Source organism: Calidifontibacillus erzurumensis (genome assembly GCF_013303125.1).
In the GTDB taxonomy this organism is placed as follows: Bacteria; Bacillota; Bacilli; order Bacillales; family Bacillaceae_J; genus Calidifontibacillus; species Calidifontibacillus erzurumensis.
This window is the reverse complement of record NZ_JABTTE010000004.1, coordinates 25,445-43,068: the sequence shown is the minus strand read 5'-3', so window position 1 is coordinate 43,068 and position 17,624 is coordinate 25,445. Positions and strand designations below refer to the sequence as shown.

Here is a 17,624-nt window from a genome sequence, read left to right as displayed (position 1 = left end):
TATTACGGTCACCTTAATTTATATTACAAATAGCTCTTTGTTCATTTGCTTCAAGATAAAATTCGTGAATTGTTATTTCTGGACGGCTGCCAATGCGAATGTTTACACCTGTTTGACCAAGTCCTTCACTAATATAAAAAGGTTTCCCTTCTTGAAAATGGATGCCTTTAATAATGTCCATTCTTGCAAGTTTACCCATTTTAACAAGATGATAAGCTTTCGGATAACATATTTGACCACCATGGAAATGACCGGATAGCAAATAATCAAAATGATAGTTTTCCATGTGTAATACTAAATTCGGATCATGAGTTAAAACTAAATTTGTCCCAGGTTTTAAATTTTTGTACGAAGCTTTTAGATTGCTTCGCTTTGTACTAAAATCATCAATCCCGATAATATTAATACGATGGCCACCTACATAGATTGTATCATGCTCATTACGCAATACTTTGCAATTATAATTTTCAAAGGTTTGAATTAAAGTGTCTAAATATGGTTTTCTTAGCACATAGTCATGATTACCCAGTACAGCAAATATACCAAATTTCGCGTTTAATTGATTCAATGTTTGTAAATATGGAATGAGTTTTGGAATCGTACGTTTTCTGTCCAGAAAATCTCCGGTAAGGGCAATTAAATCAATTGCCTCATTTTTTAGTTTTTCATATAGTTCTTCCGGAGTTATAGAAATATTTTCAAGATGCATATCTGACAACTGTAAGATCCTTATCATTGGTTGTTGATTATTTGCAAAGTGTTCATTGATTTTTATTTTATTAATTACAACATCTTTTGTGTTGTTATGAGCTTTTTTTAGAAAATATATAGGAAAAGATGCCAGAATAGAAAATAATAATAATTCCACGAAACCCAACACCTCCTGTTTAAGATTATACATGATCCATGAAGCCATTTAGACAAGAAAAAGCTGGTTGAACTTCCATGGAAATGGTGAACTTTATCATAAATCGAGGTGCAACATGAGTAAAAGTTCGAAAACCATTTTATTTTTACCATTTTTACAAATCCCCTCAGGCCACCATCATGCTGCCAACGCTTTAATCGATGGCATAAAACGAACTTTACCAAATGTTCAATGCGAAAAAGTTGATATTCTATCATACAGTTATGGAAAAATTGAAAGATTCGTTTCAAACATCTATTTAAAATGGATTAAATTATTTCCTAATTTTTACAATTTAATTTATCAAAATTCGGTTTACAGACGTCTTGATCAAGATAAGCGTTTTCGGCTATATGAATATTTATTTCTTCATTTCATGAAAAAGCTGATTCTCGCAAAAAATCCAGACCTTGTTATTTGCACACATGCATTGCCTTCATACATGATGAATTGTTTAAAAAAGAGGAAAGAGGTAAGTGTTCCAGTCATAAATGTTTACACAGACTACTTTATTCACAGTTTTTGGGGGATCGATCATATTGACTTTCATTTTGTTTCCTGTGAAGAGATGAAAAGGCTTTTAAAGAAAAAGGGTATTCATGACAACCGCATATTTATGACCGGCATACCGATCCATGAAAAAATTGAAAAAAAGATAGAGCCATTTTTAGGGTCGACAAAAGAAAAATCGCAATTTGAAGTTTTAGTAGCAGGTGGTAATTTAGGAGTTGGGGCTTTAGACTTTTTCATTCAAAGTATCGAAAAACAATCAGCAGACGAAGAAATTCGTTATTATGTTTTATGTGGAAAAAATCCAAAATTATATGAAAAACTAAAAATGAAAAACAATAATCGGATTATTCCGTTACCTTATATTGATTGCCGTGTAAAAATGAACAAGTTGTATGACCAGATTGATGCTGTTGTAACGAAACCGGGTGGTGTAACAATCAGTGAGTGTTTATTTAAAAGAAAGCCAATTTTTATTTATGATGCACTTCCTGGGCAGGAACAAATCAATTTGCAACAGTTAAAATCGTTGGGACTTGTTTTTCAATTGACAAACAATAATATACAAAAACAAATAGTTACAACTTTAAAAAATGAAGATGCAATGAAACAATACTTCAAGAATTTAGAAAGATTCCATGCCCAGCTTCATCAAGAAGAACCATCAAAACTTATTTTGAAAATTTTAACAAACTTTCGAAAGAGTCCCACCTATAGAGAGTAGGAAAAATGTTAGTAAAATAAAGAGTGATGAAATTTATGTTGGAATGTCGGATGGTTTGGGATTAATCAAATTGTAAGAAAATTAGAAGGTACGTTATATAAATGAAATCAGTTATTAATAGTTATTAAAATAGATATTTTCCATAGAGGTTTCATTTTAATCAATTCGTAATTTAAAGGTACATGTGGGTAAGTCATCAAAAGTTTAAATGTGAAAGGAAAATTTAAAACTATTTGGGTGGGTAAATTCAAGTTATAGTATTATTAATCACCAAAATTAAGATCTTTTTAGGTAGTCTATATTGTAAAAACGCTTGGTCTATTAAGATCCCCAAGCGTTTTTGCCTGCTAATTAATAACAAAAACTCGTTTCCAAGCTTTTTCAAGCTCACTAAATATGATTGGCACTATAGAAAGTGTAATTGCAAATATCCAATCTATTGCTGTCAAATAATGAATTTCAAATATTTTGTTTAAGACCGGTACATTAACGAGTATTACTTGAATGGCAATACCAATTATTACGGCCAACAGCAAAAATTTATTGGAAAATAATCCGATTTCGGTTAAGGCTTTCTTTTTATGACGCAAATTAAAAGAATGAAATAACCTAGATAGACTGAGTGTAATAAAAGCCATTGTTTGTGCATGAATTAGCGCATCTTTGTCAACATTTTTAAAATCGATTGTAAAAATCGATTGGGAACCTGTATAAGCATCCAATCCTGCCACAAAAGCAAATAGTGACAATAAACCGATTAGTACCCCATATAACAAAGTGAAAGCTCCGCTTCCGCCTGCAAAAATCGTTTCTTTAATAGAACGTGGCTTCTGTTTCATTATATCGGGATCATTCGGATCCAATCCTAGAGCAATAGCTGGCAATGTATCAGTTAATAAGTTAATCCATAAAAAATGGATTGCACTAAGGGGGGCAGGCCATCCAAGGAAAATTGCAACAAATAATAAGACGATGCCCCCGATATTGCTAGATAGTAAAAATATTATTGATTTTTTTATATTTTGATAAATATTGCGTCCTTCTTCAACAGCACTGACAATTGTGGCAAAATTATCATCGGTTAAGATAATATCTGCTGCCATTTTAGCAACATCGGTTCCGTTTTTCCCCATAGCTACTCCCACATCTGCTTGTTTTAAAGAAGGGGCATCATTTACTCCATCACCTGTCATGGCCACGATATGGCCATTTGCTTTGAAAGCTTTCACAATCCTCACTTTATGTTCAGGAGAAACACGGGCAAAAACTGTAGTAAATTTCACTTTTTCCCGCAATTCTGTATCACTTAAACGATCCAATTCCGAACCTGACAGCGTTTCTGGTTGTTCTTTAGCAATCCCGAGTTCCTTGGCAATTGCAAAAGCTGTTTTTTGATTATCACCAGTAATCATAATTGTTTTAATACCGGCATTTTTACATTGGGCGATCGATTGTTTTACTTCATCCCTTGGGGGATCAATCATGCCAACTAATCCAAGAAAAATCAAATCTTTTTCAAGTTTATCAGGTGTAAACATTGTTTCGCAGTCAACTTCTTTAAATGCAACCGCCAATACTCTGAGCGCTTCATCAGCCATTTTATTTGCTTGTTCGTTTATTTTTTCAATCATTTTTGATTCACATCGGATGTTTTCTCCATTTTTCATAACATAGGAAGTTAATGGTAAAATGCTTTCTAACGCACCTTTTATCATTACAAGATAACGATCATTATTTTGATGAACAGTTGTCATCATTTTTCTTTCTGAATCAAAAGCAATTTCAAAAACACGTTTGTATTGTTGATCTAAAATTTGTTTGTCATAACCTAGCTTTTTAGCTGCCTCTAGTAAAGCGATTTCTGTAGGATCTCCTGTTGTTTCGTGTTTTGTTATAACCGCGTCATTACAGAGAGAGATTGCTTCGAAAATGCGAGCATAGATTGGTTCTTCTAAAACCGGAGATGAAAGGGGAAAAATTTGGTCGCCTGTATAAATTTTCGTGACTGTCATTTTATTTTGTGTCAATGTTCCAGTTTTGTCCGAACAGATGATGCTAACAGAGCCAAGTGTTTCAACTGCAGGTAATTTTCGAACAACTGCGCGGCGTTTGATCATTCTCTCAACGCCAAGGGCAAGCACGATCGTAACAATAGCAGGCAATCCTTCTGGAATCGCTGCAACTGCAAGGCTGACAGAAATTAAAAACATATCAAGGACATCTCGACCTTGGAAGAAACCAATAAAGAAAATTACTGCAGAAACGATTATAGATCCAATACCAAGAGTCTTTCCGAGTTCTGTTAATTTTTTTTGTAATGGTGTTGTATCTTTGCTTATTTCCAACATGGAAGCAATCTTGCCAATTTCAGTATTCATTCCCGTATTGACAACAATACCGACACCGCGGCCATAGGTTGCAAGGGTTGACATGAAAGCGATATTGCGTTGCTCGGCAAGGGGGATCCCTCCCTGATCTAGAGTAGTTGCGTCTTTTTCGACTGGAACTGATTCTCCAGTTAGAGAGGATTCTTCAATTTTTAAATTGACAGCTTCGATCAAACGTAAATCAGCTGGGATATAGCGACCAGCATCAACTATAACAATATCTCCGGGAACAATTTGTTGAGAGGGGACTTCTTTAATGATTCCTTCTCGTTTTACAACTGCTTTTGGAGTTGCAATTTTTTTTAATTCCTCAAGCGCTTGTTCTGCCTTTGATTCTTGAATAACACCGATACATGCGTTTACTAAAATGACAACTAGGATAATGATCGCATCACTTATTTCTCCAACGATAAAAAAGATAAAAGCCGAAACCAATAGAATATAAATTAACAAACTATTAATTTGATCAAAAAATAATTTCATAAGGGTAGGTTTTTTATATTCCTTAAATTCATTAGCTCCATAAAAATCGAGGCGCTTTTCTACTTCTTTTTGAGAAAGCCCTGTCTCAAGATCTACATCTAATTCAGATGCAACGGTTTGTACATTTTTAGCATACCACATGTCCTTCGAGCCTCCTCTAGTTAGATGGAAATCTTTCCTAATATTATTAAACCATAAAATGGATACATGTTTGAGATAGAAATTGAACGTTCAAAAATAATTAAAATTTTAGTGAAAAATTAGTGTTCGATAACCGATAAATATGATGAGCAACAAAATTCCCTAGAATTGTTGTTCATCATCATGTATTCCTCTGTTTTATCCACCAATTCTTTTGGTGGATTTTTTTTGTGATTAATAAGTACACTTCAAGGGGAATGATCATTTTATTTATAAAAGGTTCATAGCAGTTGAATACTTTTCCATTTGCCTTTAAAGTTAAAAGTAATGATGGAAAGAAGTAGGTGGAGATGTTGGCAGTACGTAATTATACAATTGGAATGGCCGGTCATATTGACCATGGTAAGACATCCCTTACGAGAGCATTAACAGGTATAGACACAGACCGTTTAAAAGAAGAAAAGGAAAGAAATATTTCAATTGAACTTGGTTTTGCTCCTTTAAAAATTGATGAAGAGCTTCATGCTTCAATCATTGATGTACCAGGGCATGAACGATTTATTAGACAAATGATTGCTGGTGTGGCAGGTATAGATTTAGTTATTCTTGTTATTGCAGCTGATGAAGGAGTAATGCCGCAAACAAAGGAGCATGTGGAAATTCTATCATTTTTAGGAATAGAAAAAGGGATCATTGCCATTAGTAAAATTGATCGTGTCGATGAGGAAATGATAGAACTAGTAAAAGAAGATATTCGAGACAATTTGAAAGGGACTGTCTTTGAAAAATCTCCGATCGTGTTCGTAGATAGCCTCTCAATGAAAGGTATCGATAAACTTAAACAACTTATAAAAGAACAATTAAAGCATCAAGAAACGAGAGATGCACGTGGTCCTTTTCGATTGCCGATTGACCAAGTATTTACAATTCAAGGGCAGGGCACGGTTGTACGCGGAACCATTTATGAAGGAACTGTAACCAAAGGGGACACCCTCCAAGTTTTGCCAAAAGGAATTCCAGTGAAAGTCCGGCAAATTCAAGTTCATCATGAACAGGTAGAAGAAGCAAGAGCTGGTCAAAGAGCAGCTTTAAATCTTGGGGGAATTTCCAAGCATGAAATTGTCCGTGGGGACGTCCTCGTTTCTTCATCCCATTTTTTAGTTACCGATACGATTGATATTGCAGTTAGGTTTGTTAATGATTTGAGTGCACCGATAAAACAGCGTGTACCTGTTAAATTACATATTGGAACAACTGAAGTGATGGGTAAAATCGTATTTTTTGATCGGAATGAACTGTTGCAAGAAGAAAAAGAAATTGTATGCCAAATTCGTCTAGATCATCCGATTGTTTGTAAAAGAGGAGACCGGTTTATTTTGCGGAGGCCAACACCAATGGAAACGATTGGCGGAGGTTGGATCATTGATCCAAAAGGAAGAAAATATCGATTTGGGGAAGAAACCGTAAAAATGCTTCTAGCAAAAAAAGAAGGTACACCAGTAGAGCGGATTACTTCAATTCTAAAAGAAAAAGCGTTGCTATCATTCCATGACTTATTAAAATATTCATCCCTTGATGAGGAAGAATTGAAAACTCTATTGGAAGGTGAACAAAAGGAAACGATTTTTCAGCTTCCAAGTGGAGAATATGCATTAATAGAAAATTTAGAAACCATTAAAAGATTGACAGGTGAAAAATTGGCGCAATACCATGAACAGTATCCGATGCGTCTTGGTTTTAATAAGGCTGAATTAACTCATTTATTATTGGATCTTTATCCAAAGCGCCTCATTGAATTTGTCATTGAAAAACTAGTTGAAACTGGCTTCCTAAAAAAAGTTGAGCAATATATCCATCTTAGTACTTTTACTCCCCATTTTCCTGAAAAATGGAAAAGAAGAATGGAGAGTGCTCTCACATCAATTGAAAATGATGAAATTGAAGTTCAACCATTTGATCATTATGTAAAATCAGCTGGTATTCCTGATTCTTATAAAGAAGATTTTAAACATTTTTTATTGCAATCAAATTTAGCTGTCCTTCTTGCCGAAAATCTTGTTGTTTCAATGAAAGCAATTGAAAAAGCGGCTGCGCTTTTGAAAAGAAATACAGGTGTTGAATTTACAGTCAAAGATGCAAAGGATGTTTTAGGGTTAACGAGAAAATATTTAATTCCTTTGCTTGAGTTATTTGATGCATTAAAGCTGACAAAAAGAGTAGAGGATAAGAGAATATGGTTGTAGTTTGGGTCTCGTGGTGATGAAATGAATTTGAACAATCTTAAAGCATTTGTTAAGGTCGTAGAATTCGGCAGTTTTCTTGAAGCAGCTAAACATTTATCTGTAACGCAGCCAGCGATTACCTTGAGGATTCAAGCATTGGAAGAACATTTCAATACAAAGCTCATCAATCGGACTATTAATGGAGTTCAACTAACACCTCAAGGAGAAGTAATTTTTGGGAAAATTAAAGAAATGTTATACCTATGGGAAAGTCTTGAGGAACAGTTTTTAGGAGGAGAACCTAAAGGAAAACTTGTTATTGGAGCGAGTGCAATCCCATCGGAATATTTATTGCCTAAAATGATTAAAGAATTTAAATCGGCTTATCCGAATGTTGAATTTAAAATGAAAATTTCAGGGAGTAAGTTGGTTGCAGAATGGCTCGCCAACAGGACGGTTGACGTTGCAATTACAGGAGAGCCTCCGAGAACGCCGATGCTATATGTAAAGCCACTCATGAGTGAAAAATTGAATATTATTGCACCTATTCATTTTGATGATAATGAAATAAAGCTGTTTAGTGATTTGTTTCGGGAAGATTGGATCATCCGTGAAAAAAATTCAGATACTAGATTGTCATTTGAAAAAATGGTGCAATCATTAGGGTGTTCCCTTGAACAAATGAACGTAGTTGCTGAGTTAGGAAGCACTGAAGCTGTTGTTGCAGCGGTTGAATCAGGGCTTGGGATTTCTGTTGTTTCTTCTTTTGCTGCCAAACGAGCGGAAAAATATGGACGTGTAAAAATTATTGAAGTCCATGATTTTCAAGTGAATCGAAATTTTTATTTTTCTTGCCTTGCTGAAAATAAAAACATTCCGTTAATCGCTGCATTTTTACAGTTTTTTGATAAGGAAATGAACCCTTAATACAATCAATTGAAAGGCTGTCCAAAGTCATATAGTGACTTTTGAACAGCCTTCAAACATTACTAGGGTATTTATGATACTCCTTACCTTACATAAATAAATTTCCCATTAAATTCTTTTACTTCTCCAATTATTTGTGCATCTAAGATCTTTTTACTATGGAGTTTCTCTACATAACGCATTGCTTCATCTTTCGGCATGCTGACAAGTAGTCCACCGGATGTGATCGCATCGCATAATATATAACGTTCACTATCAGTAATAGATTCTGCAAAATGAACATCATTTTTTAGCCATTCGTAATTGGCTTTTGACCCACCCGGAATAACTCCTTGCTCGGCAAGTTTATGCGTTCCTTCTAAAATTGGTACTGATTGATAGGAAATTACAAAGCTAACATTACTTCCTTTTGCCATCTCGTAGGCATGTCCTAATAAACCAAAACCGGTGACATCAGTGACAGCATGAACAATGAATCCTTCAAGGGTTTCGGACGCTGTTTTATTTAGTGCAGCCATTACTTCTATCACTTTTTGTTCTTGTTCAGGTGTAACAACCCCACGTTTAATACCGGTTGTGATAATGCCAACACCAATCGGTTTTGTCAATACTAGTACATCTCCAGGAATGGCACCAATATTGCGGTAAAATTTTTCAGGATGAACAAACCCTGTTACGGCTAAACCGAATTTTGGTTCCTGATCATCAATAGAATGCCCGCCTACAATAATGGCTCCAGCTTCTTTTACTTTATCAGCTGCCCCTCGTAATATTTCAGCTAGCATCTCTGCCCCGAGTTTTTTAACAGGGAAACCAACGATATTTAATACAGTTTTCGGTTTTCCGCCCATTGCATAAACATCACTTAATGCATTCGCTGCAGCGATTTGGCCAAACATATAAGGATCATCAACAATTGGTGTAAAATAATCAACGGTTTGAATAAGAGCTAGATCATCTGATACACGGTAAATCCCCGCATCATCCGATGTATCTATACCAACTAATAAATTAGGATCATGTTCACGTTCTGGTAATAGTCGCAATACTTGCGACAGTTCGGCAGGGCCGATTTTACAGCCTCAACCAGCTTTCGTAGACATAGCGGTTAATCGAATTTGTTCGTCCACGATACCCACCTCCATTCATAAGTATAGTATAATGTTTATCCATTTCACTAACAAAACTATTTTATAAGCAGATAATTTTACGGAAAAAATAGATTTGTACTACAATAACTTTGTTAAAAATTTTTAATAAGAGTAGGAGGATTTTTATGACATTCAAAATCACTGTAGAATTTTGCATGCAATGAAACTATGCACCAAAAGCTGCGAGTTTCGCAGAAGAGTTATTTAATCATTTTAGAGGAAAAATTAGTTCAATGGAATTAATCCCAGGCTCGGGAGGCGTGTTTGAAGTTACCGTTAATGGTGTGAAAAAGTATTCCAAAAAGGAAACAGGAAAATTTCCAGATACAAAAGAATTTATTGCGGAATTAGAGCAAATGGGATTGGAATAAAATTTAAACGGAGCCAAGTATCACATGGCTCCGTATCCGTAAATGATTATTCAATATTTATATATCTCTGCTTTAACTCCTCATTTTTTGGAACATGAATTTCCAATATGCCGTTCTTGTAATACGCTTTTGTATTAGATGATACCTCGTATGGCAAAGGAATAATGCGTTCAAACTTGCGGAAGCTTCGTTCTTTTTTGAAGTATTTCTTATTATCATTGACCGTTTCTATTTCTTGTTGGTCGATAGCGCAAATTTTCAATCCTTCATGGACGGCCTCGATTTTTATTTGGTTTCGATCAAATCCAGGAAGTTCTGCCTCGACAACAATTTTTTCTCCCATATCATAAACATCAACTCGAAAAGGTTGGTGAAATAACTCCATAAATGGATCATCGAAAAAGTGATTGAACAGTTCATGGACCCCTCTCATCATTGGCCAAAAGGATTGGTTATAGTTGCCCATGTACCGTTCCACCTCCCTTATTATTCATCTCCTTATAAACATATTCATTTTTAGTAAAAAATGATTAGGCAAAAATATTCCAATCTCATGTATTATGCGGAACTATTGTATTAAATGCTATAATTAGGACAAGAATTTTTTAGAAAGGTGGCAAAAAAAACAAATATGAAAAAATATTTACGCTATTTACCGCCTATTCACGAATTGCAAAAATCGCCCATTTTTGACCGCATTGTACAAAAATATGGAATGACAAGAAGTAGATTGACGAATATATGCCAAGAAGAATTAGATAAAATACGAAAACAACTATTGCAAAATGAATGGGTTGAAACAGATCAAAATCATATAAACAAACAGTATTGGATGAATGAAATTTTTAGGAGAGTTGAACAAAAAGTAGAGCAACAATCCGAGTATTATTTAAAAAAAATTATTAATGCCACTGGGACAATTTTACATACAAATTTAGGAAGAGCTCGACTCGGGAATAAGCAAATTGAACATATTGTTAAAGTTGCTGCCAACTACTCGAATCTTGAATATAAAATAGCTGAAGGAAAAAGGGGATCTCGTCACGAAATTATTGAAAATTTAATCCAGAAAGTAACAAATGCTGAAGCAGCGATGGTTGTCAATAATAACGCTGCAGCTGTTTATTTAATTTTACGAGCGCTTGCTCAAGATAAAGAGGTGATTGTATCAAGAGGACAGCTTGTTGAAATCGGAGGTTCATTTCGAATATCAGCAATTATGGAAGAAAGTGGAGCAAAACTTGTTGAAGTAGGAACAACGAACAAAACACATTTAGCGGATTATGAAAAGGCGATTACTACAGAAACGGCGATGATTATGAAAGTACATACGAGCAATTTTAAAGTGATCGGTTTTACGAAAAGTGTAGGAACTAGAGAACTAGCTGAACTTAAGAATAAATATGACAATCTTATTTTTTATGAAGATTTAGGTAGCGGTGTCCTTTATAATTTTAAAAACGATGGAATCGGTGATGAACCGGTAGTAAAAGATGTACTTGCCATGGGGGCTGATCTTGTCTCATTTAGTGGTGATAAGTTGCTCGGAGGACCGCAAGCGGGAATCATTGCCGGAAAACGGGAACTAATAGAAAAGTTGAAAAAACATCAGCTTGCCCGTGTTCTACGTGTCGATAAATTAACGTTGGCAGCTCTAGAAGCAACATTGAAAGCTTATTGGATGGGAGAGGATGAGTTAAAAGAAATTCCAACTTTGCGTGACATTTTACAGTCAGAAGAGGAAATTATGAAAAAAGCTTTAAAATTTCAACACCATATCATGGAGATAAGCGACCAATATACAATAACGATCGAGAAAGACTATTCTCAAGTAGGCGGCGGAACAATGCCGGATGTTAAGCTCCCAACAATTGTTGCAACTATTGCTCATCGCACACTTTCTTCCGAAGAGCTTTCATTACGTTTGCGATTATCCAAACCAAGCATTGTCACCCGCCAAAAAGATGAAAAAATATATTTAGATTTTCGAACAGTCACAGATGATGAATTGCAAGAAATGGTTGCAGTTTTTCAGACGATTAGTTAGTTATTTTGTTCCTTACACCTAAAAATAAAGGCTTTCCAGAAATTGTTTTACATATCATGGCTTTGGTTGTTTTTTTGTCTCGTATGATTATGGTTTTTTACCTTTTTTGAGCCGCTTAAAGCTTCAGGTTGATTCGTTGGCTGTTGTTGATTTTTTGGCTGGTTTGTACGACCTGAACCCATGCCCATCCCTCCTTTATATGTATAGAATGGATTCCGTCTATTTCTTTTATTCAGTAATTGATAAGAACACTATGGAATGGTCTAAAGTATTTTTGTGCAAAATATAGGAGACATGCTATAACAAAAAAGGAGATGGAATTTCAAATGCCTTATCATAAAGATAAACAGCAAGCATTCCAAGCAGCTCAGCAAGGTGTAGACCAGGCCATCGATGTTTATAATGATTTAGTCAAAAACGATCCTGATTATGGCCGTCATTTAAAAGAATTAAAAAACGAAATTAATGAGGCATTTCAACAAATTGACAATGCTTTAGAAGTTGCGTCTGAAAACCAATTAGACCAGCTTCGTAAATTTAAAAATGACTTAGAATCAATCGTAAGCCGTGTTGATTTTGATGAATAAACTATTTCTAATTCAAATGTAAGACCCGCTTCGGAAGTTTGAAGCGGGTTTTTACTTTAAAGCAAACTGTTTATTGATTCTTTTTCCTTTTTTTATTGAATTGTTTTTGTGTTTCTGTTAATGGTTCATTTGATAGTTCTTCATTATAGCCAGCACCGGTTCCTTGGGCTTTGGCAGCATTCATACCAGGGATTATATGATTCGCTTTTCTTTTTGGCATTTGCGATTCACCTCCGCTACTAGGTTTTGAAATAGTATCATAAATATACAAAATGTTGTAAGGTTATTGTCTAATGTTTGTCGATTCCATTCTTGTTATTTACTTATGTAAAAATTTCTATTAAAATGATAGAGTAATTAATAGGGTGTACATATTGGCACTTTTTTTGGATAATTGTGACAATATGTAAAAATTTACAGGGGGGAAGAAATAGATGGCTAATAATGATGTGTTTCAAGCACGAAAAACGTTGGAAGTTAATGGCAAGACTTACAACTATTATGATTTAAGTGCACTTGAAGGTATTGGTAATATTTCTAAATTGCCTTACTCTATTAAAGTGTTGCTTGAATCTGTTCTTCGCCAAGTTGACGGTCGTGTCATTACAAAAGAACATGTCGAAAATTTAGCAAGGTGGGGCACAAAAGAATTAAAAGATATTGATGTTCCGTTTAAACCTGCACGTGTAATTTTACAAGACTTCACAGGAGTTCCTGCTGTTGTTGATTTAGCGTCACTAAGAAAAGCAATGGCAGACATGGGTGGAGACCCTTCAAAAATTAATCCTGAAATTCCAGTTGACCTCGTAATCGACCACTCTGTGCAAGTTGATAAAGCTGGTACACCTGATGCATTAGAGTTCAATATGGAATTAGAGTTTGAACGCAACAAAGAACGTTATCAATTCTTAAATTGGGCAACAAAAGCATTTGATAACTATCGTGCTGTTCCGCCTGCAACTGGTATCGTTCACCAAGTAAACCTTGAATACCTTGCAAGCGTTGTAATGACAAAAGAAGAAAATGGTGAATTAGTAGCCTTCCCTGACACACTTGTTGGTACTGACTCACATACTACAATGATTAACGGTATCGGTGTTCTTGGCTGGGGTGTTGGTGGTATTGAAGCTGAAGCAGGAATGCTTGGACAACCTTCTTACTTCCCAGTTCCAGAAGTTATCGGTGTTAAATTTGTAGGATCACTTCCAAGTGGTACAACAGCTACTGATATTGCATTAAAAGTAACTCAAGTACTTCGTGAGAAAAAAGTAGTAGGTAAATTCGTTGAATATTTCGGTCCTGGATTAGCACAAATGCCGCTTGCTGACCGTGCTACAATTTCTAATATGGCTCCTGAATATGGGGCAACTTGTGGCTTCTTCCCGGTTGACCAAGAAGCTCTTAACTATTTGCGCTTAACTGGCCGTTCTGAAGAGCAAATCAACCTTGTTGAAGCTTATTGCCGTGCAAACGGATTATTCTATGTTCCTGGAGAATCAGAAGATCCAATTTACACAGATGTTGTTGAAATTAATCTTTCTGAAATTGAACCTAACCTTTCTGGTCCTAAGCGTCCACAAGATTTAATACCTCTAACTAAAATGCAAGAGCAATTTAGAAAAGCTGTTGTGGCGCCACAAGGAACACAAGGTCTCGGCTTAACTGAAGAAGAATTTAATAAAGTTGTAACTGTTAAACTTGCTGATGGCACAGAAACAACTATGAAAACAGGTTCAATTGCTATTGCTGCAATTACTAGCTGTACAAATACTTCAAACCCATATGTTCTAGTTGCAGCTGGTTTAGTTGCGAAAAAAGCTGTTGAAAAAGGTCTTAAAGTTCCACCTTATGTAAAAACATCTTTAGCTCCAGGTTCTAAAGTTGTTACAGGATATTTACGTAACTCAGGATTATTACCATATTTGGAACAACTTGGCTACAATATTGTAGGTTATGGCTGTACAACTTGTATCGGAAACTCTGGACCATTAGCACCAGAAATTGAAAAAGCAATTTCTGAAAATGACTTAACAGTAACATCTGTTCTTTCTGGTAACCGTAACTTCGAAGGTCGAATCCATCCGCTAGTAAAAGCAAACTACTTAGCTTCCCCACCATTAGTAGTTGCTTACTCACTAGCTGGAACAGTTGATATTGATCTTAAGAACGACCCAATCGGTAAAGATAAAGATGGCAACGACGTAATGTTTGATGATATTTGGCCATCTTATGAAGAAGTTCAAGCAGTTGTTGAGAAAACTGTTACGCCTGAATTGTTCCGTAAAGAATATGAAAATGTATTTACAAGCAATTCTCGCTGGAACCAAATTGAGTCTCCAGACGATGCTTTATATAACTGGGATGAAAATTCTACTTACATCCAAAATCCTCCGTTCTTTGAAGGATTAACAAAAGAATTGCGTGAAATTAAGCCTCTTACTGGTATGAGAGTAATCGGTAAATTCGGCGATACAGTAACAACTGACCATATTTCACCAGCTGGTTCAATTGCAAAGGATTCACCAGCAGGTAAATACTTACAAGAAAAAGGTGTAAGTCCGCGTGACTTCAACTCTTATGGTTCACGCCGCGGTAACGACCGTGTAATGACAAGAGGTACATTTGCGAACATTCGTATTCGCAACCAAATTGCACCTGGTACAGAAGGCGGTTGGACAACTTACTGGCCAACAGGCGAAGTTATGTCTATTTATGATGCTGCAATGAAATATAAGGAAAATGGTACTGGCTTAGTTGTTCTGGCTGGAAAAGATTACGGTATGGGTTCATCTCGTGACTGGGCTGCAAAAGGTACGTACCTACTTGGCATTAAAACAGTTATCGCTGAAAGCTATGAACGTATCCACCGTTCAAATCTTGTGTTGATGGGCGTTCTTCCACTTCAATTTAAAGATGGCGAAAACGCTGATACACTTGGTTTGACTGGTAAAGAAGTATTCGAAGTACAAATCGATGAAAACATCAAGCCTCGTGATTTTGTAAAAGTTATTGCTACAAAAGAAGATGGCTCAAAAGTTGAATTTGAAGCACTTGCCCGCTTTGATTCAGAAGTTGAAATCGATTATTACCGTCATGGCGGTATTTTACAAATGGTATTACGTGAAAAATTAGCACAATAATAAATATCGAAGTGCAGCGTTGCTAAGGTCATTGGCAATGCTGCATTTTTTTGTTATACTTAATACAGCATGGGGTATTTTGTGTACAGGTGATGTTATTGATCAATGACGCTATAAAATTTGGTCCATTTTTAATTAAGTACATTTATTTAGTAATCATTGTTTCTAGCGTAATCTCATATGTCGTCATGAAAAGTCGCTTGAAAGAAAGACCAGATTTGCAAGCAATGATCATGGACGAATTTGGGAATGCAACACTTCTTTGGATTTTCATATGGAAATTTAGTTATTCTTTATTTTATCCCACTAGAGCAATAGAGACCCCGCAAACAATTTTATTTTTTACTGGTGGTCAAAATGGAGGTATACTTGCAACTATTATTAGTTGTTGCTATTTAATTTGTAAAGTTAAAAAGCATCGTTTGAACTATAAAATCGCATTCGATACATTTATAGTTGGAGTGTTAAGTTTTTTAACAAGTTATTACTTGCTCCTTTTTCTTTTTTCATATGAAGTCGCCCAATCTTTTGGTAAAATGGTTGTAGTTGCACTTTTATTCTATATTTATTCAAAGCGGAGTATAAAACAAATGAATAAAAATTTAGAAGGTAGAAATGGCGGAACGAACCAAACAGAAAGGAAGGAAATTATGAAAAAAGCCATAGCTCTAATCGTTTTTATAGGTTTAATAGGGTATACGATTTTTTCAGCAGCATTTTCAGAAGAAAGTGCCGTTGTTGGTGTTGAAAAGGGAAATATTGCTCCAGATTTTGAATTGGTCACTTTAAATGGGGACAAGGTGAAACTTTCTGATTTTCGCGGCAAAAAAGTGTTGCTAAACTTTTGGGCTTCTTGGTGCGGACCTTGCAGGGCAGAAATGCCAGACATGGAAGAATTACATAAAGAAGGTCGGGAGGATCTTGTTATTTTAGCGGTAAATGCAACTCAAACTGAAAGAAGTGCAGACAGTCCCTCAAATTTTATTCAAGAATTAGGATTAACATTTCCAATATTACTTGATGAGGAAGGAAAAGTGACTAAGACTTATCAAGTAGTTGCATTGCCTACCACTTATTTTATTGATTCTAAAGGGATAATTGAGGATAAATTTACTGGTACATTAAGTTATGAACAAATGTTGAATGGTATTTCAAAATTAGATTAATTAATATTAAATGTTTGGCCGCCATTGGCGGTTTTTTTATATAAAAATTTTATTCATTTCACGTTAACATGCATTATACAACTGGGTATTTTCTTTTTTATTTCCTTAGTTTATTTGTAATACTTCTTTTATGTATACATAAAATGAAGAAACTGTCTTCTTGGACAGGCTTTGTGAAAAAATTCACAATATTGTCATACAAATTTATTCAAAATAATGTATAATTAAGATAACGCTTACATTAATATTCGAGTTAATCAATGAGTTAAAATATACTAGCGGATTTAATGTGAAAGAATTCACAAAAATGATTTAAAAATAACAACTAAGGAGGGGAAACAGCATGAAAAAGTACGTATTTTTGTTCATGGATAAAGATTGTCCACAAAAATGTATATGTGAACAATATGTCGAAGCGAATGGAATGTATGACGCATTTACAAAAGTTCAAAAAATTGCAAATAATTTTACAAAAGATATGCATGGGTCGTTGAAAATAGAGTTAAAAGAAGTTCAATATTTCGATGAACAAGTTGAAATGCTTGCATAAATGAATGTTTGATATTTTATAAAAACAAAGCGGTCTAAACTGGAATTGAATTAAATTCAAAAATTTTGTATGATCTGAAAAATCGTTGGAAATAATGAAAAATAACATCTTTCAGAAAATTTGAAATGGAGTGAAGAAAATGAGAAAATTCAAAAAGCGTTCATTTAAAGAATTAGTTTTAGAAAATAAAAGACAATTATTAAATGATCAAGAAGCATTGGCGCGGATTGAAGAAAAACTAGAAAAACGTGCTCAAGCAAAACTAATGGAAATGTAAAAGCAGGAAAGCAGAATGAGCTTTTCCTGCTTTT

The 17,624-nt window shown here is 34.9% G+C and carries 16 protein-coding genes; 10 read left to right on the top strand and 6 right to left on the bottom strand.

The features are described from left to right. Window positions 1-13 precede the first annotated feature (13 nt). Window positions 14-868, bottom strand: coding sequence for a metallophosphoesterase (locus HR057_RS04770; protein ID WP_173730285.1), 855 nt, complete (start codon window positions 866-868; stop codon window positions 14-16). Between the two features lie 115 nt (window positions 869-983). On the opposite strand from HR057_RS04770, the gene HR057_RS04765 reads away from it, so the two are divergent. Then, the gene (locus HR057_RS04765) at window positions 984-2,141 is read left to right on the top strand and encodes an MGDG synthase family glycosyltransferase (RefSeq protein ID WP_173730284.1); all 1,158 of its coding nucleotides are present in this window, start codon (window positions 984-986) and stop codon (window positions 2,139-2,141) included. A gap of 347 nt (window positions 2,142-2,488) precedes the next feature. Here the strand turns inward: HR057_RS04765 and HR057_RS04760 are convergent, their stop codons facing one another. Next, window positions 2,489-5,152, bottom strand: a complete 2,664-nt coding sequence (locus HR057_RS04760; protein WP_173730283.1) for a calcium-transporting P-type ATPase, PMR1-type — start codon at window positions 5,150-5,152, stop codon at window positions 2,489-2,491. 350 nt (window positions 5,153-5,502) lie between these two features. On the opposite strand from HR057_RS04760, the gene selB reads away from it, so the two are divergent. Both selB and HR057_RS04750 read left to right on the top strand, forming a co-directional pair. Beyond that, window positions 5,503-7,395: a selenocysteine-specific translation elongation factor gene (gene selB, locus HR057_RS04755; protein WP_407926114.1), complete on the top strand. Its 1,893-nt coding sequence runs from the start codon at window positions 5,503-5,505 to the stop codon at window positions 7,393-7,395. 21 nt (window positions 7,396-7,416) lie between these two features. Then, window positions 7,417-8,301, top strand: coding sequence for a selenium metabolism-associated LysR family transcriptional regulator (locus tag HR057_RS04750; protein WP_173730281.1), 885 nt, complete (start codon window positions 7,417-7,419; stop codon window positions 8,299-8,301). A gap of 83 nt (window positions 8,302-8,384) precedes the next feature. Here the strand turns inward: HR057_RS04750 and selD are convergent, their stop codons facing one another. Then, window positions 8,385-9,404 (bottom strand): selenide, water dikinase SelD, encoded by a 1,020-nt coding sequence (selD, locus tag HR057_RS04745; protein ID WP_407926115.1) that lies wholly within the window; start codon window positions 9,402-9,404, stop codon window positions 8,385-8,387. Window positions 9,405-9,577: 173 nt separating this feature from the next. Here selD and HR057_RS04740 point away from each other — a divergent pair, with 173 nt between their 5' ends. Further along, window positions 9,578-9,823 (top strand): Rdx family protein, encoded by a 246-nt coding sequence (locus tag HR057_RS04740; protein ID WP_374724014.1) that lies wholly within the window; start codon window positions 9,578-9,580, stop codon window positions 9,821-9,823. 46 nt (window positions 9,824-9,869) lie between these two features. Here HR057_RS04740 and HR057_RS04735 read toward each other — a convergent pair whose 3' ends face one another. Further along, on the bottom strand, window positions 9,870-10,289 hold the full coding sequence (locus HR057_RS04735) for an Hsp20/alpha crystallin family protein (RefSeq protein WP_173730279.1): 420 nt from the start codon (window positions 10,287-10,289) through the stop codon (window positions 9,870-9,872). 165 nt (window positions 10,290-10,454) lie between these two features. Here HR057_RS04735 and selA point away from each other — a divergent pair, with 165 nt between their 5' ends. Further along, window positions 10,455-11,870, top strand: coding sequence for an L-seryl-tRNA(Sec) selenium transferase (gene selA / locus HR057_RS04730; RefSeq protein WP_173730278.1), 1,416 nt, complete (start codon window positions 10,455-10,457; stop codon window positions 11,868-11,870). Between the two features lie 47 nt (window positions 11,871-11,917). On the opposite strand, the gene HR057_RS04725 is transcribed toward selA, so the two are convergent. Further along, window positions 11,918-12,058, bottom strand: a complete 141-nt coding sequence (locus tag HR057_RS04725) for a small acid-soluble spore protein P (RefSeq protein ID WP_374724011.1) — start codon at window positions 12,056-12,058, stop codon at window positions 11,918-11,920. A 138-nt stretch (window positions 12,059-12,196) separates the two neighbouring features. Here HR057_RS04725 and HR057_RS04720 point away from each other — a divergent pair, with 138 nt between their 5' ends. Further along, window positions 12,197-12,457 carry a hypothetical protein gene (locus HR057_RS04720; RefSeq protein ID WP_173730276.1) on the top strand — a complete coding sequence of 87 codons (261 nt, stop codon included), beginning with the start codon at window positions 12,197-12,199 and terminating at the stop codon, window positions 12,455-12,457. A 70-nt stretch (window positions 12,458-12,527) separates the two neighbouring features. On the opposite strand, the gene sspO is transcribed toward HR057_RS04720, so the two are convergent. Further along, complete coding sequence (gene sspO / locus HR057_RS04715; RefSeq protein ID WP_173730275.1) at window positions 12,528-12,677, bottom strand: small acid-soluble spore protein O; 150 nt, start codon at window positions 12,675-12,677, stop codon at window positions 12,528-12,530. 214 nt (window positions 12,678-12,891) lie between these two features. Here sspO and acnA point away from each other — a divergent pair, with 214 nt between their 5' ends. The 4 genes from acnA (at window position 12,892) to HR057_RS04695 (ending at window position 17,590) form a co-directional block, all read left to right on the top strand. After that, entirely contained in the window at window positions 12,892-15,597 is a 2,706-nt protein-coding gene (acnA, locus tag HR057_RS04710) for an aconitate hydratase AcnA (protein ID WP_173730274.1), read from the top strand. Between the two features lie 98 nt (window positions 15,598-15,695). Next, entirely contained in the window at window positions 15,696-16,763 is a 1,068-nt protein-coding gene (locus tag HR057_RS04705) for a redoxin domain-containing protein (protein ID WP_173730273.1), read from the top strand. A gap of 343 nt (window positions 16,764-17,106) precedes the next feature. After that, complete coding sequence (locus HR057_RS04700; RefSeq protein ID WP_173730272.1) at window positions 17,107-17,313, top strand: hypothetical protein; 207 nt, start codon at window positions 17,107-17,109, stop codon at window positions 17,311-17,313. A gap of 139 nt (window positions 17,314-17,452) precedes the next feature. Continuing rightward, window positions 17,453-17,590 (top strand): FbpB family small basic protein, encoded by a 138-nt coding sequence (locus HR057_RS04695; RefSeq protein ID WP_173730271.1) that lies wholly within the window; start codon window positions 17,453-17,455, stop codon window positions 17,588-17,590. Window positions 17,591-17,624 lie beyond the last annotated feature (34 nt).